At 41.0% G+C, this 23164-nt stretch carries 22 protein-coding genes and 1 tRNA gene; 13 read left to right on the top strand and 10 right to left on the bottom strand.

The window, feature by feature from the left end; genetic code table 11:
- From ACIQ6T_RS02845 to mog, 5 genes are read left to right on the top strand one after another with little or no spacing between them, the layout of a single operon-like run.
- On the top strand, positions 1-624 hold the full coding sequence (locus ACIQ6T_RS02845; protein WP_395784022.1) for a viroplasmin family protein: 624 nt from the start codon (positions 1-3) through the stop codon (positions 622-624).
- Positions 611-1315: a tRNA1(Val) (adenine(37)-N6)-methyltransferase gene (locus tag ACIQ6T_RS02840; RefSeq protein WP_395784020.1), complete on the top strand. Its 705-nt coding sequence runs from the start codon at positions 611-613 to the stop codon at positions 1313-1315. Before ACIQ6T_RS02845 ends, ACIQ6T_RS02840 begins: the two co-directional genes overlap by 14 nt.
- Positions 1316-1361: 46 nt before the next feature.
- Positions 1362-2315 (top strand): glycosyltransferase family 2 protein, encoded by a 954-nt coding sequence (locus ACIQ6T_RS02835; RefSeq protein WP_395784018.1) that lies wholly within the window; start codon positions 1362-1364, stop codon positions 2313-2315.
- Positions 2316-2317: 2 nt separating this feature from the next.
- On the top strand, positions 2318-3088 hold the full coding sequence (locus tag ACIQ6T_RS02830; RefSeq protein WP_395784016.1) for a ThiF family adenylyltransferase: 771 nt from the start codon (positions 2318-2320) through the stop codon (positions 3086-3088).
- Positions 3085-3603: a molybdopterin adenylyltransferase gene (mog, locus tag ACIQ6T_RS02825; RefSeq protein ID WP_395784014.1), complete on the top strand. Its 519-nt coding sequence runs from the start codon at positions 3085-3087 to the stop codon at positions 3601-3603. Before ACIQ6T_RS02830 ends, mog begins: the two co-directional genes overlap by 4 nt.
- A 36-nt stretch (positions 3604-3639) precedes the next feature.
- Here mog and ACIQ6T_RS02820 read toward each other — a convergent pair whose 3' ends face one another.
- Positions 3640-4458: an aminotransferase class IV gene (locus ACIQ6T_RS02820; protein ID WP_395784012.1), complete on the bottom strand. Its 819-nt coding sequence runs from the start codon at positions 4456-4458 to the stop codon at positions 3640-3642.
- Positions 4436-5305: a dihydropteroate synthase gene (gene folP / locus ACIQ6T_RS02815; RefSeq protein ID WP_395784010.1), complete on the bottom strand. Its 870-nt coding sequence runs from the start codon at positions 5303-5305 to the stop codon at positions 4436-4438. Before folP ends, ACIQ6T_RS02820 begins: the two co-directional genes overlap by 23 nt.
- Positions 5306-5380: 75 nt before the next feature.
- Between folP and ACIQ6T_RS02810 the strand changes: the two genes are divergently transcribed.
- From ACIQ6T_RS02810 to ACIQ6T_RS02800, 3 genes are read left to right on the top strand one after another with little or no spacing between them, the layout of a single operon-like run.
- Positions 5381-5965, top strand: coding sequence for a DUF1599 domain-containing protein (locus ACIQ6T_RS02810; protein WP_395784008.1), 585 nt, complete (start codon positions 5381-5383; stop codon positions 5963-5965).
- A gap of 5 nt (positions 5966-5970) precedes the next feature.
- Positions 5971-7062: a BT_3928 family protein gene (locus ACIQ6T_RS02805; protein WP_395784006.1), complete on the top strand. Its 1092-nt coding sequence runs from the start codon at positions 5971-5973 to the stop codon at positions 7060-7062.
- Positions 7063-7069: 7 nt separating this feature from the next.
- Entirely contained in the window at positions 7070-7588 is a 519-nt protein-coding gene (locus ACIQ6T_RS02800; protein WP_395784004.1) for a shikimate kinase, read from the top strand.
- Here ACIQ6T_RS02800 and ACIQ6T_RS02795 read toward each other — a convergent pair.
- Both ACIQ6T_RS02795 and ACIQ6T_RS02790 read right to left on the bottom strand, forming a co-directional pair.
- Positions 7585-9153: an OmpP1/FadL family transporter gene (locus tag ACIQ6T_RS02795; RefSeq protein ID WP_395784002.1), complete on the bottom strand. Its 1569-nt coding sequence runs from the start codon at positions 9151-9153 to the stop codon at positions 7585-7587. The two genes, ACIQ6T_RS02800 and ACIQ6T_RS02795, sit on opposite strands and share 4 nt — an antisense overlap.
- 7 nt (positions 9154-9160) lie before the next feature.
- On the bottom strand, positions 9161-10141 hold the full coding sequence (locus ACIQ6T_RS02790) for a hypothetical protein (RefSeq protein WP_395784000.1): 981 nt from the start codon (positions 10139-10141) through the stop codon (positions 9161-9163).
- A gap of 191 nt (positions 10142-10332) precedes the next feature.
- Between ACIQ6T_RS02790 and proS the strand changes: the two genes are divergently transcribed.
- On the top strand, positions 10333-11805 hold the full coding sequence (proS, locus tag ACIQ6T_RS02785) for a proline--tRNA ligase (RefSeq protein ID WP_395783998.1): 1473 nt from the start codon (positions 10333-10335) through the stop codon (positions 11803-11805).
- Positions 11806-11918: 113 nt separating this feature from the next.
- On the opposite strand, the gene ACIQ6T_RS02780 is transcribed toward proS, so the two are convergent.
- Entirely contained in the window at positions 11919-13067 is a 1149-nt protein-coding gene (locus ACIQ6T_RS02780; RefSeq protein ID WP_395783996.1) for a cysteine desulfurase family protein, read from the bottom strand.
- A gap of 7 nt (positions 13068-13074) precedes the next feature.
- Positions 13075-14463, bottom strand: a complete 1389-nt coding sequence (gene glmM / locus ACIQ6T_RS02775) for a phosphoglucosamine mutase (protein WP_395783994.1) — start codon at positions 14461-14463, stop codon at positions 13075-13077.
- A gap of 217 nt (positions 14464-14680) precedes the next feature.
- Between glmM and ACIQ6T_RS02770 the strand changes: the two genes are divergently transcribed.
- The 3 genes from ACIQ6T_RS02770 to ACIQ6T_RS02760 are packed head-to-tail and all read left to right on the top strand — an operon-like array spanning position 14681 to position 17641.
- Positions 14681-15649, top strand: a complete 969-nt coding sequence (locus tag ACIQ6T_RS02770; protein ID WP_395783992.1) for a bifunctional heptose 7-phosphate kinase/heptose 1-phosphate adenyltransferase — start codon at positions 14681-14683, stop codon at positions 15647-15649.
- The gene (locus ACIQ6T_RS02765) at positions 15630-16874 is read left to right on the top strand and encodes an AGE family epimerase/isomerase (protein ID WP_395783990.1); all 1245 of its coding nucleotides are present in this window, start codon (positions 15630-15632) and stop codon (positions 16872-16874) included. Before ACIQ6T_RS02770 ends, ACIQ6T_RS02765 begins: the two co-directional genes overlap by 20 nt.
- Complete coding sequence (locus ACIQ6T_RS02760) at positions 16871-17641, top strand: TonB-dependent receptor plug domain-containing protein (protein ID WP_395783988.1); 771 nt, start codon at positions 16871-16873, stop codon at positions 17639-17641. The genes ACIQ6T_RS02765 and ACIQ6T_RS02760 overlap by 4 nt, the downstream gene beginning before the upstream one ends.
- A gap of 52 nt (positions 17642-17693) precedes the next feature.
- Here ACIQ6T_RS02760 and ACIQ6T_RS02755 read toward each other — a convergent pair.
- Together ACIQ6T_RS02755 and fabD are read right to left on the bottom strand one after the other, a co-directional pair.
- Positions 17694-17764: transfer RNA gene (locus ACIQ6T_RS02755), tRNA-Gln, on the bottom strand.
- Between the two features lie 96 nt (positions 17765-17860).
- Positions 17861-18748: an ACP S-malonyltransferase gene (gene fabD, locus ACIQ6T_RS02750; RefSeq protein ID WP_395783986.1), complete on the bottom strand. Its 888-nt coding sequence runs from the start codon at positions 18746-18748 to the stop codon at positions 17861-17863.
- A gap of 81 nt (positions 18749-18829) precedes the next feature.
- Here fabD and ACIQ6T_RS02745 point away from each other — a divergent pair, with 81 nt between their 5' ends.
- Positions 18830-19963 (top strand): hypothetical protein, encoded by a 1134-nt coding sequence (locus ACIQ6T_RS02745; protein ID WP_395783984.1) that lies wholly within the window; start codon positions 18830-18832, stop codon positions 19961-19963.
- Here the strand turns inward: ACIQ6T_RS02745 and ACIQ6T_RS02740 are convergent.
- Together ACIQ6T_RS02740 and ACIQ6T_RS02735 are read right to left on the bottom strand one after the other, a co-directional pair.
- Complete coding sequence (locus ACIQ6T_RS02740) at positions 19947-20327, bottom strand: thiol-disulfide oxidoreductase DCC family protein (protein ID WP_395783982.1); 381 nt, start codon at positions 20325-20327, stop codon at positions 19947-19949. The two genes, ACIQ6T_RS02745 and ACIQ6T_RS02740, sit on opposite strands and share 17 nt — an antisense overlap.
- Positions 20306-23080, bottom strand: coding sequence for a gliding motility-associated C-terminal domain-containing protein (locus ACIQ6T_RS02735; protein ID WP_395783980.1), 2775 nt, complete (start codon positions 23078-23080; stop codon positions 20306-20308). Before ACIQ6T_RS02735 ends, ACIQ6T_RS02740 begins: the two co-directional genes overlap by 22 nt.
- Positions 23081-23164 lie beyond the last annotated feature (84 nt).

Here is a 23164-nt window from a genome sequence, read left to right as displayed (position 1 = left end):
ATGGCAAAAAAGCAAAAATATTATGTGATTTGGGAAGGCCATCAAAAAGGTATTTTTGATTCATGGGCTGAGACAGAAAAGCATATTAAAGGTTTTGCTGGGGCACAATATAAATCCTTCGATACACGGGATGAAGCCTATGCCGCTTCAAAAAAGAATTATTGGGCGAGTGTAAACCCGAAAGCCAAATCTGTTTTACGTACGGCAAACACAGCTCCTTGCATTAAACCAAGCATATCGGTGGACGCTGCTTGCGCAGGAAATCCAGGTGTTTTAGAGTATCAAGGTGTCAATACAGAAACTAAAGAAGTGTTATTTAAACGTGGGCCTTTCCCAGTGGGTACTGTAAACCTTGGTGAATTCCTTGCCATCGTTCACGGCCTTTCGTATTTGAAAAAAATCAATTGTCCATACCCACTCTATTCCGATTCAAGAACAGCTATTGCCTGGGTTCGAAATAAAGCGATAAAGACTAATCTAGAGCGAAATGCACAAACAGAGGAGCTATTCGATTTAGTTGACAAGGCTATTTCTTGGCTAAAAAACAACCCAACAACCACACAAATCCTGAAATGGGAAACGGAAGATTGGGGTGAAAATCCAGCGGATTATGGCCGAAAGTAGATCAATCTTTCAATTCAAAAAATTTCAACTGGCACATGGAAATCCAGGTCTTAAAATCACAACGGAGGCCTGTTTGTTCGGCGCATGGGCCCAGCAATTTGCTTCAGGAAAAGTGCTCGATATTGGTACTGGATGTGGATTGTTAGCTTGCATGATCGCTCAAGAAAATCCTAATTACACATTGACGGGATTAGAGATTCAAGCAGACTTGGCGGTACTCGCACGCGAAAATGTGGTCAATTTGCCTTATTCCATCGAAATTATCACCGAATCCATTCAAAGGTTCGTAGATCACTTCGACTTCATTATTAGCAACCCACCCTTTTTCATGGATCACCTGGCGAATCCGAATGCAAGCAAGCAAATTGCTATGCACACGGACCACCTAAGTCCGGCAGAACTTGCGGAGGGAATTTCAAAAAACCTAAATCCGGATGGTCAATTTGCTGTATTGTATCCGCCATTTGGCATGAAACAATTCGAAGTTGAGGCGAAAAAACTAGGGCTTTTTATCAATCATTTGGTAGAAGTAAAACATCAAAAAGACCGAGAAACTTTACGCGTCATGGCTTTAGGTTCACGCCATATTGGCGTGCAAAAAAGAGAAATGATTTGCATCAAAAATCCCGACCAAAGCTATACCGCTGAATTCATCCACCTGCTGAAACCCTACTATTTAATTTTCGACTAAACAATATCCACGAGAATTCGTATTTTTGTCCGTTTGACACCACAATATGTTGCAGATATCCATCGTAGTGCCCCTTTATAACGAAGCCGAATCCTTGCCCGAGCTATGCGCATGGATCGACCGCGTGATGCAGGCAAATTCATTTCAATACGAAATGATCTTTGTGAATGATGGAAGTCGGGACACATCTTGGTCTGTCCTACAATCATTATCCAAAGAATATAAGTCCCTAAAAGGAATATCGTTTGCCAGAAATTATGGCAAATCGGCAGCACTACACGAAGGTTTCCAACTAGCCAGTGGCGAAGTAGTTATTACCATGGATGCTGATTTGCAGGATTCTCCAGATGAAATCCCGGAATTATATCGAATGATCAAGGAGGATGGATTGGATTTAGTTTCTGGTTGGAAGCAAAAACGTTTTGATCCAATTTCTAAAACAATTCCCACCAAATTATACAATGCCGCTACCCGCGCACTTTCAGGAGTAAAATTGAATGATTTCAATTGCGGCTTGAAGGCCTATAAACTTGAAGTAGTCAAGACCATTAAATTATACGGTGAAATGCATCGCTATATTCCGGTTCAAGCCAAATGGAATGGATTTACAAATATTGGAGAGAAAGTAGTCCAACATCAATCAAGAAAATACGGTGTGACTAAATTCGGTTTAGAGCGCTTTTTATATGGCTTCTTGGACCTTTTATCTATCACGTTTGTCCAAACTTTTGGTAAAAGACCGATGCACCTTTTCGGTAGCTTGGGGATCTTATCGTTCTTTTCTGGATCCCTGATTACCATCTGGTTAATCGGCGAAAAATTATATAACATTGCAAACCAACTGAAATACCGGAACGTCACGGATAATCCGCTATTCTTTTTAGCCTTGGTGGCCATCATTCTAGGCGTGCAATTGTTTGTTGCTGGATTCTTAGGTGAATTGCTCATAACGAATTCAGACAAAACAACTCAATACCAAATCAAGGAAGAAATTGCCTAAGTATGCAAACGAATGATCTTAGCTGGCTCAGTCGCTCTGAGCTATTAATTGGCTCAACTGGAATTCAAACATTACAAAAAGCGCACGTATTGGTCGTTGGCCTAGGGGGCGTCGGTTCATTTGCGGCCGAATTTATCGCTCGATCGGGCGTAGGAACCATGACCATTGTGGATGGTGATGTGGTGGATCCGACCAATCGAAATAGACAATTACCGGCCTTGTCTACCAATCATGGCGTATCAAAAGCACAGATTATGGAAGAACGGTTGTTGGCCATCAACCCTGCCCTGCACTTAACTACCCATGAAACATTTCTGAGTCCAGATGCGGCAAAGGAAATTCTAGAGAATACCAAGTTTGATTACGTCATGGATTGCATTGATTCGGTTACGCCTAAAATTACGCTTTTAAAAACGGCCTATGATTTAGGTTACCGAATTGCTAGTTCGATGGGAGCAGGTGGAAAGATGGATCCAACACAATTGCGTACAGGAGATTTATTTGATACACGTCAGTGTTATTTAGCGTCATTAGTTCGTAAGCGTATCCGAAAAATGGGTGTCGGGAAAGGCATCAAAACCGTATTTTCACTCGAAAAAGTAAAAGATGAATCCCTTATTTTGACCGATGGGAGCAACTTTAAGAAGTCGGCCTACGGCACCATCTCCTATCTTCCAGCTGCTTTTGGAGGCGTCATGGCATCCATTGTCATTCGAGATTTACTCGACGAGCCCATCCCGATGGAGAAGAAACTTAAATCGAAACGAAAATGATCAAAATAGGCGTCATCAATGTGTCTGACCGAGCGAGTGCGGGTATCTATGAAGATATCCCGGGCAAGGCAGTTGTTGAATTATTAAACGAATATTTGACCTCAAAATTCGAAGTCGTTTATGCCGTTATTCCAGATGAGCAATCATTGTTGGAAGCCAAAATGATTGAAATGAGTAAAGAAGTTTGCTTGTTGGTGACCACTGGAGGTACAGGTCCAGCCTTACGCGATGTTACACCGGAGGCCACTGAGGCAGTTTGCCAAAAAATGCTCCCTGGTTTTGGTGAATTAATGCGGTCAGTAAGCCTGCAATATGTACCTACGGCGATACTAAGCCGACAAACCGCTGGGATTTTGAATCAAACTCTGATTGTCAATCTACCGGGAAAACCAAAGGCAATTCGCCAATGTTTAGAAGTCGTTTTCCCTGCCATCCCCTATTGCATTGATCTGATAGGTGGGCCTTATTTGGAATGCAATGAGGAAAATATGAAGGCGTTTAGGCCCAAAAGTTAGACGCTGGACGTTAGACGCTAGACGTTAGACTTCGGACTATTTCCCTTCGGACTCAACTAATAAATCATACAACTGCTTCGTCACTGGTCCACGCGCTCCGTTGCCTATTTCTTTGCCATCAATGGCTAAAATGGGAACAACACGTTTCGTACTACCTGTCGTAAATACCTCATCAGCTTGAAGAAAATCTGCCAATGAACATGGCCCAATGTTGACTTGATACATTTCAGAAGCCAAATCAATCACATGCTTACGCGTAATCCCTTCCAAAATATGGACATTAGGCGTATGAATAACACCATCTTTGACATAGAACAAATTACTCCGCGAAGATTCTGACACACCGTGTTCCATGGTATAATAAATTAAATCATCCGCCCCGGAGGCTTTTACTTGTGCCCAATTCCGTATCGCAAACGCATAATTTAACGACTTGATTTCAGCCATTTCCCGTACATACACCTGACTAATCAAACGCATGCCTTTGATTGGATCCGCAAATTGAAAAACACCAGGTAATATCCACAAATTAGAAGTTTCAGCAGGCTCAAAACCATTACTACTTTCTCCGCCTGTCAGCACCATTTTTACGCCCAAACAAGCATCCGTAGACAAAGCCGCTAATTCATGAATACATGCAGCTAATTCCTCTTTCGAATAACTATACTTCAACCCCATCAAGTCTGCTGAGCGCATAAATCGATCAAGATGGTCAGACAAAAACACCGGTTTCCCATCCATAATTCGGAAAAAATCAAAAATGCCATAGCCCCTTAAAAAGCCAACATCCTTCACCGAAACATGTACTTCGGAGGCCTTTTTCCAAGAACCATTAAACCAAATCGGATATTCCATATTGTTTTATTTTTTCAACCAAATGAATGACTTCAGCAGCCTCCGCAACGTCATGTACGCGCAAAACAGATACTCCCTTTTGCAAGGCGATCGTATGTAACACACTCGTTCCATTTAAAGATTCTGCCGCTGAAATGCCTAATTCTTTATAAATCATGGTTTTGCGCGATAAGCCAACTAGCACCGGAGCACCCAAATTTGTAAAGTTTTCTAAGTGTGCTACTAACTCATAATTGTGTTCTAACGATTTGGAGAATCCAAAACCAGGATCAATAAAAATATCCACAGCACCTAATTGGCGTAATTCCTGTAATTTCAAAGCCAAATCAGACCAGACATCTTCAACAACTTGCTTGTAATTTGGCACATCATGTACCTCAGTAAACTTACCTACACTGTGTGTCAAGACATAAGGAATTTTATGTGCTGCCACCCATTCGAAAATACCATCGTCCATTTGACCGGCTCCAATGTCATTAAATAGATGGGCGCCAACAGCAAACGCAGCTTGGGCAACAGCCAAACGATATGTATCAACAGAAATAAAGACATCAGGAAACGCTTCTCGAAGCATAGAAATTACAGGAATTACGCGATCAATTTCCTCCTGAGTGCTGACAGGTGCAGCTCCTGGGCGTGTTGAGTGGCCACCAACATCCAAAAAAGTAGCTCCGAGCGCAACCATATTCGCCGCGCGTTCTCGACAAATTTCAAGATTAGCCACCCGACTTTCTGTATAAAAAGAATCCGGTGTACTATTTAAAATCCCCATGATCACCGGGCGCTCAAACGACAAAATTCGATCTTGCAATCGAATAGTTTGAAAAGATGGAAAAAGAGATTTCAAATCAGCTGAAATTTAGGATAATTTAAATATTTTTGTAGGCTAAAAGAAAACGAGCATCGTAAAAATTAAGACCGTATGAATAGGGACTCATCGCCTTCCCAAACCGAAATCGAATATCGCCAAGTAATTGCATACTGCAAAGCCTTGTTCGATAAAAAGAACAAAGATTACGGTACATCCTGGCGAATTTTACGCTTGCCAAGTCTAACTGACCAGATTTTCATTAAAGCCCAACGCATTCGCAGTATCCAAGATAAGGGTCTTCAAAAAATTGAGGACGGCATCGAAGGTGAATTCATAGGCATCATCAATTATTGTATTATTGCATTAATTCAAAAATCGCTTGAAAATTCGGATCAAATGGAATTTAGCCCATCAGAAATTGGCCAGCATTATGACCAACAAGTCGAAATAACCCTGGAATTATTGCGAAATAAAAACCATGATTACGGTGAAGCGTGGCGCGATATGCGCATCAGCAGCATGACCGATTTGATCCTCATGAAAATTTTCCGGACTAAGCAAATTGAAAACAATCAAGGAGTTACACTCGTTTCAGAGGGAGTGGAAGCCAATTACCAAGACATGTTGAATTATGCTGTTTTCTGCCTAATTCAATTGAAACAAGGGCAAATTCAAATGGCTCAGCAGCAACAATAAATTACATGAAACTAACCCGTCAAATTGCCACATTCCTACTGGCAGGACTATTTCTTTTCTCTGGGCTCATTAAACTTAATGACCCCATAGGAACTCAACTTAAGTTGGAGGAATACTTTGACGTCTTTTCTGTTGACTTTCCGTGGATGTCTGGGTTTTGGAAATTACTTATTCCTCAAGCCTTACTCCTTTCCATTCTGTTAAGTAGCGCCGAAGTAGTGCTCGCGATTGCTTTATGGCTCAATTTCCAAACGAAAAAAATCCTCTACAGCTTTATTGGATTAATTCTATTATTTAGCTTTCTAACGTTTTATTCGGCTTATTTTAATAAAGTCACCGACTGTGGGTGTTTTGGGGAAGCCATCAAATTGACTCCATGGACGTCATTTGGTAAAGATATCTTTTTATTAGTCTTGACAGGTTTATTATTTGCTACAGATAAGCCTACTCTTCGCTCAAAAAGCGGCAAATGGGTTTTATTGAGTGCCCTACTCAGCATTGGTTTTGGTGTATATTCCTACTTTTTTCTACCTATTTGGGATAGTTTACCCTATGCCATTGGAGAAAACATTCCCAAAAACATGAAAAACCGGGAGGAACTGAAATTTAGTTACATCTACAAGATTAATGGGAAGGAAACCGAATTATCGGAGATGCCCACAGATCCTAAGGCAGAATATGTTTCCATGCGAGCTATTAATGAAAAAGAAGCTAGGCCATTGATTACGGATTACCAGCTCTGGGTGGACGGTGACACCACAAATTATACACAAAAGCTATTCAATGGCAATCATGTTTTAGTCATCGTCCCTAATGTACATCACACACATGAAAAAGTGTTTTCAACCATAGCAACCCTAGCGAAAGAACTTAAAGTACCTATTTGGTTAATCAGTGCGTCTACAGATGAAGAGGTGAATGCATTGAGACATCAATACCAATTGGCCTTCCCTGCCTTATCAGCAGATACCAAAGTTTTAAAAACAATCATTCGCTCAAGTCCCGGTCTTTGGCTTATTAGCCAAGGAACCGTCAAAGGAAAATGGTCGGCCTATAGCCTTCCTACCGCGGATCAAATTCATCAAAGTTTAAACTAGTACAGGAATGAAAAATATTTATTTAGTCGGAATGCCCTCATCAGGAAAAAGCACATTAGGGAAAGAATTAGCGCGGAATTTGGGATACAGCTTTACTGATATGGACAAATTGATTGAAACAAGGGAACAAAAAACTGTATCAGAAATATTTTCAAATTATGGCGAAGCCCACTTTAGGGAATTAGAAAAGAAGACATTGCATGGCTTTCAGCCGGATCAATCGATGGTTATTGCAACAGGTGGCGGCGTTCCTTGCTTTAATAATAACATGGAATTCATAAAGCAAAATGGCGTAAGTATCTTTTTAAATGTGGATGTTAACGATTTGGCAAAACGACTTTATAAGGCTCAAGGAAATAATCGTCCATTATTGGACAAAACGCAAAGTGAGGAAGTAGTCATTGAAACGATTAAGAAAACATTTCAGGAACGCCTTCCTGAATATCAAAAATCTGATATTCAAGTAGACGGAGAAATAACAGTAAGTCAGATCCTTTGGCTTTTAGAACAATACATTCCTGTCTAAAAATAGACACCGCCCCCGATTACTACTTGGGTATTCAAAATTTGCAATGCAGCTGAACCATAATCAGCTGCATTTTTTAATACATATGGCGTGTAAGCATCCTTCCCGGTACGTTGCCAAACACCCAAGTCTAGATAAAAGGCATTGGAACGATAACCCAACCCGGCTGAAATTTGAAACTGGCTTCGATCAATTAAATCATAATCTGAAGCGTAAATTTGTCCATACGTTGCCACTCCCCCACGAACGCTCCACGCGGAACTAACTCGAATTTCAGCGCCTACTTTAAGGTTAAGTGCTGACTGAAAATTGGCCTTAACTTGTCCATTATATTTATCTTTAAATTGCTGATTGGCAAACGCGCCCAATTCAACCGCAGCAAGACGAATTCCAGGGTAGTTCATATATTCAGCATCAAAACTTACTAGAGCACGCTTACCGAAAAAATAGGCAGCTCCCGCTGAAAACTTTAGTGGGGTTGTCATTTGGTAATTAAACTCGTTTGGCAATAGTCGAACGGGATTAACTTTTGTAATCGTTATGGGATTACCATTTAACTCGGAAGGAACACCAAAAACGCGTGGAAATGTAATTCCAGTCAATCGTTCTGCCATTTGATCGTAATACATAGGCGACTCAGCAGCTAGCGAAATGCGTAAACTTGGTGTTAATTTGTAAATTAAGCCTAGAGTTGCCGATATGCCTGAACCTGAAGTCTCCAGTTTTTCATTCGTTTCAAAACCGGCAATGTAATTGGCTCCGATAAATTCTTCGGTCCAACTAAAATCATTGATGGACTTTAATTTCGAAAAATGTAGACCAATTCCTATAAATAAACGCTCCTTGTAATTAGCCCCGTAACTAAAATTCCATTGCGAAACTACACCTGAATTTGTAGCAACACCAAATTGGTTCGTTGGCAAATTCGGCTCAAATCGATTAAAAGGAGCACCACCAGTACTTGAATTGTTGATTAAAAATGTTTGATAGGCAACGCCTTCAAGGGTATTAGCAGCTTTACTAAAAGAATCATATTCATCATCGATTACGTTGCCATCGATATCACCACCTCCAGCATAATTATACCGACTATTCGCTTTTTCAATTAAAAAATCTAAGTATGAACTGCGATTATTTAATCCCTCAACTTTTAGAGGTTGCGTAAATACGGTACGTTGGGAATAACTAAAACCAAAAGTTCCTCGCCAATCCGACCGATTCATGTAATCTCCGGTAATAACAACACCAAAATTGGGTATATGTAAACTTGTATTTGACTCTTGGGTTGATTGGTCAAAGTAATTTGATGTAGTCTGTGCATCTAGAACACCAACATTCATTCCAACTTCAGAACGGGTATAAAACCCTAATCCAGCAGGATTACCGGCTATGGAACTCAAGTCGGCACCTAGAACGCCAAAACTACCCCCTAGACCTTGCATACGGGCAGATCCTGTCGCATAACTGGAACTAAATTGTCTGGCTAAATTCGGATAGGAATAAATCTGCGCGTGCATCTGTGTCACTGTGAGCACAGATACATAGAATAAAAGAAGCTTTTTCATGAATACCTTATCTTGGACCACGTGAAGAACCGCCACCACTACCACCTGAATAAGACCCTCCTGAATTATAATTTGAGGATGGAGCTGAATAATTCTGCTGCGGTTGGCTGTAGTTTGTTTGAGGCTGCGCAGATCTATATTCAAAATTAGAATTACGTCGCGGTGCGGCCTGAACTGGAGCATTACTAGATTGGCCACTCGTTACGCGTGGTTGGTTCGTACTTTGCGTATTATACGAATTATTACCTCCTCTAGGTGAGTTATTCATATTTCCATCACCGTATCGATTCGTTGAGCGCTCTTCTCTTGGGCCACGATTTGGTCGCATGGCAGGTTCACGCGTTGTATTGATAGATGAAGGGGTGCTATAATAATTTGTATTCCCATAGCCATTAATACCTCCAAAGCTTCCCACGTTACCGAAGCCTACCATACCAAAACCGCCCATACCAAAGCCACCCATGCCAAAACCATTGAACGCATACGGGTTACGAAATCCATTAAATCCAAAATAAGGGTCGTAGAACCCGGAGAAACGATTGAACGCAAAAGGATTTAAAAATGGATCATACATTCCCCATGCGTTGATTGGCGCAATAATGCGCGAACCATAGAATCCTCCCATACCAAATGAAATGAAGGGATTATTGTACCAATTATTCCAAGGATTGGCGGAAAACATTCCTGACTGAAAACCGGAATTAAACCCGTCTGCATACGAATTCGCATAAACACTGCGCGAATTCAAAAAATTAGTTTCATCCTCACGAATCATAACTCCCTCTTCTTCTTGAATTAAGGTAGCGTCTTCTTCTGGATTAAGGTAATGTGAACTTTTTTTAGGGGTATATGCGGAAGCAGGTTTTTGAAAAGAATCATATAAATCATCAGCCACTAAAGACTGCTGGCTTCCGGGTTGCGAGAGCGAACACGCGGAAAAAATAAATAAACTGGCCACAACTACGAAGGCATTCCAATAATTTTTCATGGCTAAAGTGATTAAATTATAAGTTAAAACTACAGACAATAACGTATCTTTGGCGCTCAAAGTTCGATTATTTATACGTATTAACGCTAGGTCTAGGAATTTTAGTCTAAGTTATAGAACAAAAATGGTAGAACCTAAACACTTACTAGCAGAACAATGAAACGAGAATATAAAATTGCGAAATAAATCTTATGAGTAAATCCCTACCTAGTCGTTCCGAAAATTATTCAGAATGGTATAATGAATTAGTAAAGCGGGCTGATTTGGCTGAAAATTCGGCCGTTCGCGGATGTATGATCATTAAACCCTATGGCTATTCCATTTGGGAAAAAATGCAACGTGCTCTGGATGATATGTTCAAGGAAACTGGTCACGAAAATGCCTATTTTCCCTTGTTTATACCTAAATCTTTTCTTTCAAAAGAAGCTTCACACGTGGAAGGTTTTGCCAAAGAATGCGCTGTTGTTACCCATTACCGACTAAAAAATGACCCCAATGGAGGTGGTGTTATTGTGGATCCAGATGCCAAACTGGAGGAGGAATTAATCGTGCGGCCTACGTCCGAAACAGTAATTTGGTCATCTTACAAAAATTGGATTCAATCCTATCGAGATTTACCATTATTGATCAATCAATGGGCAAATGTTGTTCGCTGGGAAATGCGTACGCGCCTTTTCTTACGTACCGCAGAATTTCTTTGGCAAGAAGGGCACACGGCACATGCAACCAAGCAAGAGGCCATTGAAGAAACGGAGCGGATGTTAGATGTGTATGCCGAATTCGCCGAAAATTTCATGGCTTTGCCCGTGGTCAAGGGAATTAAAACAGCTAATGAGCGCTTTGCTGGAGCAGATGAAACCTATTGTATCGAGGCACTTATGCAAGATGGAAAAGCTTTACAAGCCGGAACGTCTCACTTTTTAGGTCAGAATTTCGCCAAGGCATTTGACGTGAAATTCTTAAGTAAAGAAAACCAATTAGACTATGTTTGGGGAACTTCGTGGGGCGTTTCTACACGTTTAATGGGTGCCTTAATTATGGCTCATTCGGATGATCAAGGATTGGTTTTACCACCTAAATTAGCCCCAATTCAGGTAGTAATTGTGCCTATTTATAAGGGAGAAGACCAATTAAATGCAATCAAGGATAAAGTAAATCCACTTGTAAAAACGCTACGTAAGCAAGGGGTTTCGGTTAAATTTGATGTATCGGAAAACCAAAGCCCAGGTTTTAAATTTGCCGAATATGAATTAAAAGGTGTGCCTATTCGCTTAGCGATTGGAAACCGAGATATGGAAAATGGGACCATTGAATTAGCTCGTCGAGATACCCGTGAAAAAACATCCATGGCATTCGAAGGAATTGAGCAGGTGGTGGTTGACACATTAGCGGATATTCAGGAAAAAATTTATGCGAAGGCATTGGCATTCCGTACCGAAAATACATTTGAGGTGAACTCGTGGGATGAATTTAATGCCAAATTAGACATCGGTGGATTCATTTCAGCCCACTGGGATGGTACATCTGAAACGGAAGAAAAAATAAAGGATTTAACGAAAGCAACGATTCGTTGTATTCCATTAGATGCAAAAGAGGAAGTTGGCAAATGTATTTTGACAGGTAATCCGTCTAATAAACGTGTGATGTTTGCGCGTGCTTATTAATCGTAGAGACGCAATACCTTGCGTCTAAAACAAAAAAGACGCGGAGTGTGAACTGCATCCAATAAGTTGTCCAACTTTTTGGGTACAGTTCAAGTTTCGCGTCTATTTTTAATCTATTTGACCAAACTTTCCAGCACCTCAAGTACGCGATCAATCTCCTCTTTGGTATTATTCTTCGAAAACGAGAAGCGTACTGCGGCTCCGGTTGCCGTTGGATTTAAGGCTGAAAGTACGTGCGACCCCACCGACGTTCCGCTAGAACAGGCGCTACCACCCGAAGCAGAAATTTTTTCAATGTCTAATTGAAACAAGAGCATATCACCATCTGGAACGCTTGGAAAGCGCACATTCAAAACAGTATATAAACTATTATCTACTTCGCCTGACCGACCATTAAATTCAACTCCCGGAAAACGCACTTTAAGCCCTTCAATAAAATAAGATTTAATGGATTTAATATGAGACATGTGCGCGTCCATGGATTCATAAGCCATCGTTAATGCTTTTGCTAAACCCACCATACCATATACATTTTCCGTTCCGCCTCGCTGATTTCGCTCTTGTGCACCCCCGTGCATCAATGGGTGAAAACCTACCCCAGCACGTGCATACAAGAATCCAATACCTTTAGGTCCATGAAACTTATGGGCGGCACCTACGATAAAGTCAACAGGTAAAGCTTGTAAATCGTGTGAAAAATGCCCCATTGTTTGAACCGTATCCGAATGAAAAAGAGCTCCGTATTTTTGGCATAATGTACCAACCGCATGCAGATCCAATAGATTTCCAATTTCATTATTACCCTGCATGAGGCTAACCAAAGCCTTTGAACTTCCAGCCAATAGTTCCTCCAAATGAGCTAAATCAATGTCACCTTGAGAATTAATTTGAACCAATTTCACCTCTGCTACACCTAATTTTCCCCATGCCTCAGCTGTATGTAAAACCGCATGATGTTCTAGGGGCGATGTAATAATCGTCTTGACACCGCCGTATAAAACTGCCGATTGAATCACCGTATTATCCGCTTCTGTACCTCCGGACGTGAAAAATATTTCAGCTGGTGACGTATTTAACAAAGCAGCTACGGCCTTCCTTGCTTTTTCTACGACAACTTTGGCTTGTCGGCCATGCGCATGAATAGACGATGGATTTGCGGTAAATTGCTCAAACAAAGGCTGCATTTCGGCCCAAACAGCTGGGTCCACCGGAGTAGTTGCCGCGTTATCGAGGTAAATTGGTGTTTTAGTTGTTGATGTCATGTCATTCTTATTTGCTGGCAATCGCTTTGATTACCTGCATAATTTGTTGGGCTAACCCATTCGCTTCGGACTCCGTTGGTGCCTCAGAATAAATTCTTATAATTGGTTCCGTATTAGATTTGCGTAAATGGACCCAGCGATCAGCAAAATCTATTTTAACACCATCAATGGTGTTTACACGTTCTTCTTTAAATTGTTCGGCGACAGTCGCCAAGATTAAATCAACATTCAAATTTGCCGAAAGTTCAATTTTGTTTTTCGACATAATGTAGGCAGGATATTCAGCGCGCAAGTCACTAACTTTTTTATTTTTACGGGCTAAATGTGTTAAAAACAATCCAATGCCAACTAATGCATCGCGTCCATAATGCGACTCTGGGAAAATAACCCCACCGTTACCTTCACCGCCAATAATTGCATTTTCAGCTTTCATTTTTGTCACCACATTAACTTCACCTACAGCAGCAGCAAAATAAATTCCATTATGTTTTTGCGTCACATCTGCCAAAGCCCGAGTTGAAGACAGATTGGAAACTGTATTCCCTTTTACAATCGACAAAATATAATCCGCAATAGCAACTAATGTATATTCCTCACCAAATGCACTTCCATCTTCCGAGATGAAACATAAACGATCTACATCGGGGTCAACAACGATACCTAAATCGTATGAGCCAGCCTTCATTTTGGCAATCATTTCAGTCAAATTCTCTGGTAACGGTTCCGGATTATGACCAAAATGTCCATTAGGTTCTCCAAATATCACATCCACATCCATCACACCTAACGCATTAAGAAGCTGAGGCACCACGATTCCTCCGGTTGAATTAACAGCATCCACTAAAACGCGAAAATTCTTCGCTTGAATCGCTGATTTATCTACCCAACGAAGTCCTAAGACATGATCAATGTGTTGTTGCAAAAACGAATCATCGTGCGTGATTTTACCCAACTGAGTTACTTCTGCGAAAACAAAATCAAGATTTTCAGCTAATTCGAGCATCGCTTTCCCATCTGCATCTGAAATAAATTCTCCAGCATCGTTGAGCAATTTAAGTGCATTCCATTGGGCTGGATTATGGCTGGCGGTAATAATAATTCCACCTGCAGATTTCGTCCATGGGACAGCAAGCTCAACCGTAGGGGTTGTCGATAAACCAATATCCAAAACATCCCAACCAAGCCCAATAAGCGTATTTGCTACCAATGAAGAAACCATGGAACCCGAAATCCGCGCATCACGACCAAGTACAATTTGGTTCGATATGGGTTTGGTTCCTTTTAACCAAGCGCCATAAGCGGCGGCAAACGTAACAATATCAATTGGACTCAGGCCTTCACCAGGTTTTCCTCCGATCGTTCCACGGATGCCTGAAATAGATTTAATTAATGCCAAAACAAAGAAGATAAGGTAAATAAAAGCCCAAAAATAATAAATTCCACGCAGAATATTATCAATTATTAAGTGGCGATTTATCAGTTTTTCAGCTTGAAAAAATCAATCTGCCCCATACCTTTGGCAAACCTTGGAGGATTGCCAAAGGTAAGTGGGAAGATAATAAATTGACTTCAAAACTTATTTTGTGTAATTTCAAATCAACAAATTTAAATTCATGAATTCCAATCGATTAGACGCTCTTTTAGCGCAAATCAGCCAGCTTAAGATGGCCGTCATCGGTGATTATGCGTTGGATTTCTATTTTGATATCAACCCAGATAGTTCAGAAATTTCAGTCGAAACAGGCAAAGAAGTGCATATCTGCCAAAAACCGCAGGCATATTTAGGTGGAGCAGGTAATGTGGCAAAAAATTTAGCTAGCCTTGGTGTTCAAGTAGATGCTTTTGGCGTTCGAGGCAACGACTTATTTGGGCGCGAAATGAGTCATGAGGCCGGAAAATGGCACATTTCAACGAAACACCTCTCAGTGATTGACGAATTAGATACACCCACATACACCAAGCCTATGCGGGTGTATGATGAACAAAATCGATTGGATTTTGGCACGCGCAATCTGCAATTTCACACGTATGCAAAACAATTAATTGACACACTTGAAAAACGAATCGATACGTATCATTGGGTGATTATCAACGAACAATTCAAGTACCCATTACTGAATAAGGAAAGCTTAAACCTACTACAAAACATTACCAACGAAAAGGCTATTGCCGACCTTCGTAGCTTGGGAAATGAAGCCCAAAATACCCTTTTGAAGGTTAATGAAGAGGAATTTAAAAACATAATTGGCGAGGTAACTGACCTCGAATTTCAAATTAAGCAATGGGTTGTTCAACGCAATAAACCAGCCCTTGTAACCTTAGGAGAGCAAGGTATGATCTATGCGAGTCCGACAGAATTTCACTGGGAAAAAGCAATACCTGTGCTAGGCCCGATCGATACCGTGGGCGCAGGTGACATGGTCGTCGCTGCATTTAGTGCGGCAAAAGCAACGGGAGCTAGCATCGCAGAATCATGTAAATTCGCGAGTTTAGCTGTTCACATTAGCATTCAAAAAATAGGAGAAACGGGCAGTGCAAGCCCACACGAAATTAAACAACTTCATGATGCAATCGGAAATTAAAACCTACACGGAAAATCAATTACTACCCTTTTGGACATCGAGAACAATCGATAAAAATCAAGGAGGCTTCCTCACCCATTTTGATGAATTTGGGAACGATGCCGGAGATGATGAAAAATCTTTAATTGCACAAACGCGATCCGTCTTCACGTATGCGCAAGCGTACCGACATGGTTTTGGGGGACCAATCATGAAAGAAATGGCAGAACATGGAGTCAAATTTCTTCTCGAAAAAATGTGGGATGCAGAACATGGTGGATTTTATTGGATGACGGATCGGGCGGGTAAGGCCACAAACAAACAAAAAATAGGCTATGGACATAGTTTTGCTATTTATGCCTTAAGTGAGTATACGCTTGCAACGGGTGACCCCATCGGCTTGGAATATGCAGAGAAAGTTTTTGATCTATTACAAAAACATGCAGTAGACACATATCACGGTGGTTACTGGGAATTTTTTGCGGCAGATTGGTCACTTATGGGACCAGGATCGCCCGGAGGAGATCGCAAAACGCTAGATGTCCACATGCATTTAATGGAAGCCTTTACCACCTTATATGAGGCGAGCGGCAAATCACTCCATCGTCGAAAATTAGAAGAAGTGATCGAAATTTTGATTCACAAAATCATGCATCCGGTTACTGGAACAGGTATTCCGCAGTTTTGGGCAAATTGGGACGTAGCCCCACAAATCAAATTTGACATTGTTTGGGGCTGGGACCGTTTTGCGGATGGAGGCCAAAAAGCATCATCAACAGACAATACCTCCTACGGACACAACGCGGAATTCGGTTGGCTCCTCATGCATGCCATCAAAATCGGTGGATTTGATCTGGAGAAATATCGTCCAAACATAGAAAAAGCTTTTTATCATGCCTTAGACCACGGCATTGATTGGGAATTTGGTGGCGTTTACGTGGAAGGTTCACATACAGGTGAAGCATCGGATTTCGAGAAGGAATTTTGGCAACAAGCCGAAATGCTAATCGGCATGTTAGACGCATTCCAACTAACTAAAGATCCTAGATTTTTAGAAGCGCATAAACAAGTTCACCGTTTTGTTTTTGACAAAATGATTAATCAACTCACAGGTGAATGGTGGCCACTCATGACGCGTGAAGGTGAGCCTATCTGGCGTCACATGTCCCATAATTGGAAAATCAACTACCATAACGTTCGTTCGATGATTCTCTCGTATGAGAAACTAGGCGAATTAAACAAATGAAAAAAATCTTAATTTTTATGCTACTGGGCTACCAAACGTTCGGACAATCTGAAACAGCGGAAAGCATTCTTAAAAAATACTTTCATGCTGAACGCCAACAAATCACAATCCGCAAAGACACCATGTGGGTTATTTGGCATGAGCCTGCCGACAAAGTAAATCGGCAAGAGTTTAGGGATACTTCTGCGATTCCATTAAAACAAATTCATGAGGTAAAGTTTATAAATGGTAGAAATGCCCAAGGTGAGCCTGGTATTGGAATGCAATTAATTCCCTCAAATTCAAAAGAAAAAATAACATCAAAATCGCTTAATGAGGTTGACAATCAAACATTAAACCAAGTAAATGTAGCCACAGTCAATCAAAAATTACAAGGTCAAGTGTCCGGAGTGACGATTGGGAATGATAATTCACCTGGCGGAGGAGCTATGGTTCGTGTTCGAGGAATTGGTTCGATAAATGCAAATAGCCCTTTATATGTCGTCGATGGAGTCCCAATCAGCGGAAATATTAATTCCATAAATCCCAATGACATTGCTTCGGTGACAGTTTTAAAAGATCCATCTCAAACCGCTATGTATGGAGTACGTGGAGCAAATGGCGTAGTTGTCATAAGTACGATTAAAGGTGATGCAACACCAGGCATCTCGGAGGAATTGCAGCGCGGTATTACGCTTCCTTTAACGATTTGGACATGGGGGAAACAAAGTAAGGAATTTAAAAAATCAGAAAGTGATGAAATTTTAAAGCGTCTACTCAAAAATTGAACAAACAAAAAGCCTTCCACATTGCTGTAGAAGGCTTTAATTTGTTATTCTGTTGACCTACCAGGATTCGAACCTAGAAAACCAGAACCAAAAACTGGTGTGTTACCATTACACCATAGGTCAATACCAAAATGTGATGCAAAAGTAAGGTCTATCTAGGAAATAATCAAATATCGCTTAAAAAAAAATGATTTATTTGAGCACTGACGGGACTACTTCTTATAAATCAGCCAATTCCATTGACGATACTACGGCCTCCGCGTGAATCTTACGAACTAAGCCTTGTAAAACTTTGCCAGGGCCACATTCAATAAATTCACTGGCACCACCGGAAACCATCGCTTCTATTGATTGCGTCCAACGAACCGCACCGGTCAATTGCGCGATTAAATTAGCCTTAATTTGACCTGAATCTTGTGATGACTGCGCGTTGACATTTTGAAAAATCGGACAAACCGGATTCGCAATTGCCGTTGCCTCAATAGCTGCCGCTAACTCAATTCGCGCTGGCTCCATAAAAGGGGAATGAAACGCTCCTCCCACTGGTAAGGGCAATACGCGCTTTGCCCCCGCTTCTTTTAACTGAATTCCAACCGCCTCAATTCCTTCTACAGAACCCGAGATTACTACTTGGCCCGGGCAGTTATAATTCGCGGCAACAACCGATGAACCATAAGCTGCACAAATCTCTTCAATTGTTGAATCTGGCAATCCTAAAACTGCCGCCATGGTACTCGGCTGAATTTCACATGCCTTTTGCATGGCTAATGCACGCTTATATACTAACTGTAAGCCATCCTGCCAAGCCAATCCTCCGGCAGCAACCAAGGCTGAAAATTCACCCAACGAATGCCCTGCAACCATGCCGGGATTAAAATCTTTGCCCAACTTAGCAACCAAAACAGAATGCAAAAAAATAGCTGGCTGGGTCACGCGCGTTTGCTTCAATTCCCCATCCGTCCCCTCAAACATTACCTTCGCTAACGAAAATCCTAAAATTGAATCCGCCTCATCCACAATCGAACGAGCTAAATCAAATTGCTCGTACAAATCCTTCGCCATGCCCGGAAATTGAGAACCTTGACCCGGAAAAATATATGCTTTCATATTATATTTATTAAATTTGGACTAAATTTTAGCTCGGCAAAGATAATTTTTTCTAGTCGGTTTTAAAAACAAGGCCATCAAATGCACAAACGATTATTAACCGTAAGCATTCTTTTTATCAGCATTTTTGTCTTAGGAGCATGTACCTCAGACCAAGAGCCGATTTCACCTAACGACACCTTTCTCGCACCAGCGACAGCAAGCATTGACCTCGAAAAAAGTAAAACTTTTGTGCAAAGATCGAACAGCAACGAAGGAGAAATTATCATTAAAGGACAAGCAGGAGCAACATTCCAAACAGCCAAAATTAAATTCATAAACAGACTAGGTGGCCAAGCGACTGATTGGCAGAATTTGACTGTGGATGTGGCCAACAAACAATTTTCGGGTAAATTTAAATTAGTTGGCGGCGGTTACTATCCTCAAATTCAACTTATTACAGACGGAAAAGTAGTAACTGATGGTCTATTGCCTACGACAATAAATGTAGGTGAAGTCTTTGCTGTGATTGGCCATTCTATTTCAGAAGGTCAGGAACCCTATGTCATTTTGGATTACGACAGAACGTGGTGCCAAATTAAATTATGGCCTCCATTGACGGAAAAAAAAATATATTTTAATCCAAGTTTTTGGGGAAGAGTAGCGGAATACACAAAAAAAAGGTTCAATGTACCAGTCATGATTTTCAATACGGGTCAAGGAGGATCTACTTCAGTTCAATGGGGCAAATCAGCTTATGGAGAACAATTTGAAGAACATGATTTTTATCCATGGAGGCAACGCCAACCCTATGCAAGGTTTGAACAGAGATTAGTTAATGAAATTAAACAAACTGGTCTACGAGCAATATTTGTCGTTCATGGTGAAAATGATTATTGGACTGCAGAAAATGATATCGTTTATTTCACTGGTCGTTACATTCAAAAAACGCGCGAATTATTAAATCATCCTCAATTACCATTTCTGATTTCGAAATCAAATGCCGGACAAAATATACCAGAGCAAATTAAGGTAAGGCGTGCGCAAAAAAGAATGCTTCAGGAAATACCCAATACCTTCGAAGGTGCAAATCTTGAATTTATTAAAGACGGTGGCATGCGTTGGGATGGTGTTCACTACAATTTTGCCGCCTTAGAAATCGCCGCCATCCAGTGGAAAGAAGTTCTTACTCCACTTTTCTTCCAGGTTTCGAAACCTTTTATCCCTGCGAATTAATTTCACACGCTTCTTTCCCGTTGAAAAAGTACCGATGTTTGGCGACGAAATCATACATTCGATCCAAAAGCCTTTCAGGCAATACAAATAACACCCTGAGGGGCAAAAATGGCCATTTTGCATGCTTGAGTACCTCGGCAATCGCCGCAGATTTGATATACAATCGACCGTTTGTAACCACCTGAACAGTAGCTAACGACCACCGAGAATCTGGGATTTTTTCTTGATAGGACTTACATAGCGCCGTGGATTGCGGATAAATAGCCAACTCCTCAGCTGAAATCCGACGAAGGATACCACTGGCCCATTGACAAAAACCACAATCCCCATCAATAAAAACGACTAACGAATTAGCTCCACCCATCCCTTCAGTGATTTCTTTTTCTTCGATTCATCAACTACCTCAAACTGGACATCACAGGTATAAAAATATGATCCCGGTGGCACATCCCGACCATTCAATCCTTTACCATTCCAACCAAAACCAAGTAATGGTCCATCGTAGTTGTAAACGACTTGACCGAATCGGTCAACTATCGTGCAAGTGACTTGGTTGACAAAACTTGGGCATCGCATAGGTAAGAACAGATCATTTTTTTGATCTCCATTGGGACTAAATAAATTAGGCAAATCAAATGCAGGACAATTATCTTGACAAACTGTATTACTCTTCGCACTTTCTTTCCCATCAAAATTGACTGCGGTCACATAATAACAGCCCACAAATGAACTTGACTGACTATGTAAAAAAGATAAACCCTTTTTCTCCCCCACAAACCCATACTTCCCATCCACCGTCTTTGAAAAATAAACCCGGTAAAAATCAATTTGAGGATCACACAAATTCGTCACAGTTGGCGTCCACGTTAACGTATTTGTAAAACTAGTTGGCAAACAATCTCCACCCGGCGAATCACATGGATTAGACCCTATTTTCAGCACCGGGGGGCATGGATTAAGTTCAATAAATGATTTTATTGCTAGCGATTGAGACGCATTGACGAGTCCTTTAGCCCATGTAGGACGAGCGTATTCGCCAACAGTCTCAACAAAATAAGTATAGGTTGAATCCGGCAAAATCGCTACATCAAATTTCCCATCTGTTGTCACAAAATCCACACCTAAATCCGTGTACTGAAACGTAGCTGGGTCACCTACCGAGATCTCATTAATTTGATTGAAAACTCCGTTGCCACGAGCGCGGTAAATGCGATGTACCTGAAAACTATTATTCCAAGGCACATTGGCTTCCCAACTTAATTTAATGGTCTTACCTGCAGCCACTCCTTGTAAACGAACCGAACTCGCGGGAGTGGGCGAATCCAACAACTCTAATTTTTGATTTTTAACATAAAATACATCCACTTGATATCGATAACCCCGTTCCAAGGTATTCAATCCCTTATCCACAAAAACGGTATCGGTTATCGGCGAGCCCACTGCTTTGAATTCGACAGCTGAAATACTTTCTGCACGCTTTAGCTGATATTGATATGGACCTGGAAATGAAAGTGTGTCTAAATTTAGCGGTTTCGACCACCGAACACTGATTTCACCCTGTGTCTTCGATGTTTTCAATACAGATACTTGCGTCATTACAGGCGCCGCAGTAGCTATCAATGCGCATACACCAGATGACATCGGACTAAAATCCTCTAAACCCTTTGAATTTGTAAATGCAACGACAATGACATACGTATAATTGGTATTCTTTTGTAGTGACTTATCCTCAAAACTGGTTTCAGTAGCCTTCAAACGTCCAATCTCCACAAAACCAGGTAATGTCATTCCCGTCCCACACGACTTATTGACAACCGTAACACAAGGCCCTGTTTTTCGATAAATAATCAATGAGGTATTGGGCAATAAACAGGTATATGGAGTCCAAGACAATGTAGCACTGGAAGCTCCAGTGACTACTTTTAATCCTTGAACCACAGGTGCAAAAACACGTATTTTCCAAATTTTACTATCAACCAATTTGATGGCATTTCCAATGGCCGTTGGCGGATTATCTTCAACTTTAAACAAAACATCATACGGCTCCTTTCGGATATGTTGGCACGCCGTCTGCCACGAAAACGTTGCCCTTGCAGGTGAAGTTTGCCTAGGAATCGAATTAAATGAGGCAAATGGTTGTAATACGGCATAAATTGGATCAACATTCGCATATACATTACCCGAACTAAAGATGGTCAATGGGTCGAGACGTCCAGTTTTGGAGGCCACATCATCTGCCGTTATCGTTTGAACAATGTTCGTTCCAGCTAACACACATACATCAGCGGGAACCGTTAACTTGGGTGCCCTGTTATCCGCATCCTTCACTTCGATTTGCATATCGCGAACAGTTTCGGAGATTTTAACCCCATTTCGCCATTCTTCAACTATAAATGCACAGTTATAAAGTCCAAGTTCTTGTGGAGTATCCCACACTAAATCACCCGTAAGCGGATTTATATCAAAACTAGATTTGATCGAAGATACCTCGTTTGGTTGCCTAAAATTAGGTGTTGTAATCCCACGACTAGCCGAATTACATGTTTCACTTTCGCCAGTCTTTGAAACAGACAATCGGTAAGCTAAACTGTCACCCTCAGCATCGACCGCATTCGCATTATGAATGAATTTTTGACCAACAATAGCCGTGAGGTCAATAGCTGGATTTAACAGTAAAGGCGTGGAATTTAAACCAAGTCCGGAATTAATGGAGAAACTTGTTTCCACATAAAAAGCAACATCAACAGATCTCGTCATATTTCGAACGCCATCATTCCGATTTGGGATAGCTGCTGAAACACGGTAAACGAGCGAGGGTGCGGGATACGTATATTCAATCTTGTAGATATTCTTCAATGTCCCATTGCCCAAATTTATGGGTGTCCCACAGCAACGTTTAGCCTTAAAAATACCCGAACCATCCCCGAAACAAAAGTTGACATCTTCCTGCTGATCATTCGCAGCATTACTTTCCGTATAGGTTGTTAACGTAAACTCATAGGTCAGCGATTTATCCGAAATACGTTTAACTGTGATCTCCCCACCCTTTAGGTGCGTAGCTAGTAAGCGGCTGCCCGAAATGAAGAACAAAAAGAAGAAAAAAATATATTTCCGCATAAAACAAATGAGAAGATGAGCAAGTTAACAAGGCGAAATTTAATAATTAAAAAAAATAGATTTTTTAAGCGATTAATTTGATTG

This window comes from Aquirufa sp., assembly GCF_044377215.1.
Lineage (GTDB): Bacteria > Bacteroidota > Bacteroidia > Cytophagales > Spirosomataceae > Aquirufa.
Note: the sequence above shows the minus strand (reverse complement) of the source record. Positions and strands in the feature narration are given on the sequence as shown.

What these genes read in the sequence shown, in the direction of transcription:
- ACIQ6T_RS02810 (WP_395784008.1), top strand. Translation starts at nt 5,381, where the DNA reads ATGAATAGGGACTCATCGCCTTCCCAAACCGAAATCGAATATCGCCAA.
- ACIQ6T_RS02795 (WP_395784002.1), bottom strand. Translation starts at nt 9,153, where the DNA reads ATGAAAAAGCTTCTTTTATTCTATGTATCTGTGCTCACAGTGACACAG.
- ACIQ6T_RS02745 (WP_395783984.1), top strand. Translation starts at nt 18,830, where the DNA reads ATGCACAAACGATTATTAACCGTAAGCATTCTTTTTATCAGCATTTTT.
- proS (WP_395783998.1), top strand. Translation starts at nt 10,333, where the DNA reads ATGAGTAAATCCCTACCTAGTCGTTCCGAAAATTATTCAGAATGGTAT.
- ACIQ6T_RS02800 (WP_395784004.1), top strand. Translation starts at nt 7,070, where the DNA reads ATGAAAAATATTTATTTAGTCGGAATGCCCTCATCAGGAAAAAGCACA.
- ACIQ6T_RS02765 (WP_395783990.1), top strand. Translation starts at nt 15,630, where the DNA reads ATGATGCAATCGGAAATTAAAACCTACACGGAAAATCAATTACTACCC.
- ACIQ6T_RS02820 (WP_395784012.1), bottom strand. Translation starts at nt 4,458, where the DNA reads ATGGAATATCCGATTTGGTTTAATGGTTCTTGGAAAAAGGCCTCCGAA.
- ACIQ6T_RS02740 (WP_395783982.1), bottom strand. Translation starts at nt 20,327, where the DNA reads ATGGGTGGAGCTAATTCGTTAGTCGTTTTTATTGATGGGGATTGTGGT.
- ACIQ6T_RS02790 (WP_395784000.1), bottom strand. Translation starts at nt 10,141, where the DNA reads ATGAAAAATTATTGGAATGCCTTCGTAGTTGTGGCCAGTTTATTTATT.
- ACIQ6T_RS02840 (WP_395784020.1), top strand. Translation starts at nt 611, where the DNA reads ATGGCCGAAAGTAGATCAATCTTTCAATTCAAAAAATTTCAACTGGCA.
- ACIQ6T_RS02760 (WP_395783988.1), top strand. Translation starts at nt 16,871, where the DNA reads ATGAAAAAAATCTTAATTTTTATGCTACTGGGCTACCAAACGTTCGGA.
- ACIQ6T_RS02830 (WP_395784016.1), top strand. Translation starts at nt 2,318, where the DNA reads ATGCAAACGAATGATCTTAGCTGGCTCAGTCGCTCTGAGCTATTAATT.
- ACIQ6T_RS02845 (WP_395784022.1), top strand. Translation starts at nt 1, where the DNA reads ATGGCAAAAAAGCAAAAATATTATGTGATTTGGGAAGGCCATCAAAAA.
- ACIQ6T_RS02735 (WP_395783980.1), bottom strand. Translation starts at nt 23,080, where the DNA reads ATGCGGAAATATATTTTTTTCTTCTTTTTGTTCTTCATTTCGGGCAGC.
- ACIQ6T_RS02770 (WP_395783992.1), top strand. Translation starts at nt 14,681, where the DNA reads ATGAATTCCAATCGATTAGACGCTCTTTTAGCGCAAATCAGCCAGCTT.
- fabD (WP_395783986.1), bottom strand. Translation starts at nt 18,748, where the DNA reads ATGAAAGCATATATTTTTCCGGGTCAAGGTTCTCAATTTCCGGGCATG.
- mog (WP_395784014.1), top strand. Translation starts at nt 3,085, where the DNA reads ATGATCAAAATAGGCGTCATCAATGTGTCTGACCGAGCGAGTGCGGGT.
- ACIQ6T_RS02805 (WP_395784006.1), top strand. Translation starts at nt 5,971, where the DNA reads ATGAAACTAACCCGTCAAATTGCCACATTCCTACTGGCAGGACTATTT.
- ACIQ6T_RS02835 (WP_395784018.1), top strand. Translation starts at nt 1,362, where the DNA reads ATGTTGCAGATATCCATCGTAGTGCCCCTTTATAACGAAGCCGAATCC.
- ACIQ6T_RS02780 (WP_395783996.1), bottom strand. Translation starts at nt 13,067, where the DNA reads ATGACATCAACAACTAAAACACCAATTTACCTCGATAACGCGGCAACT.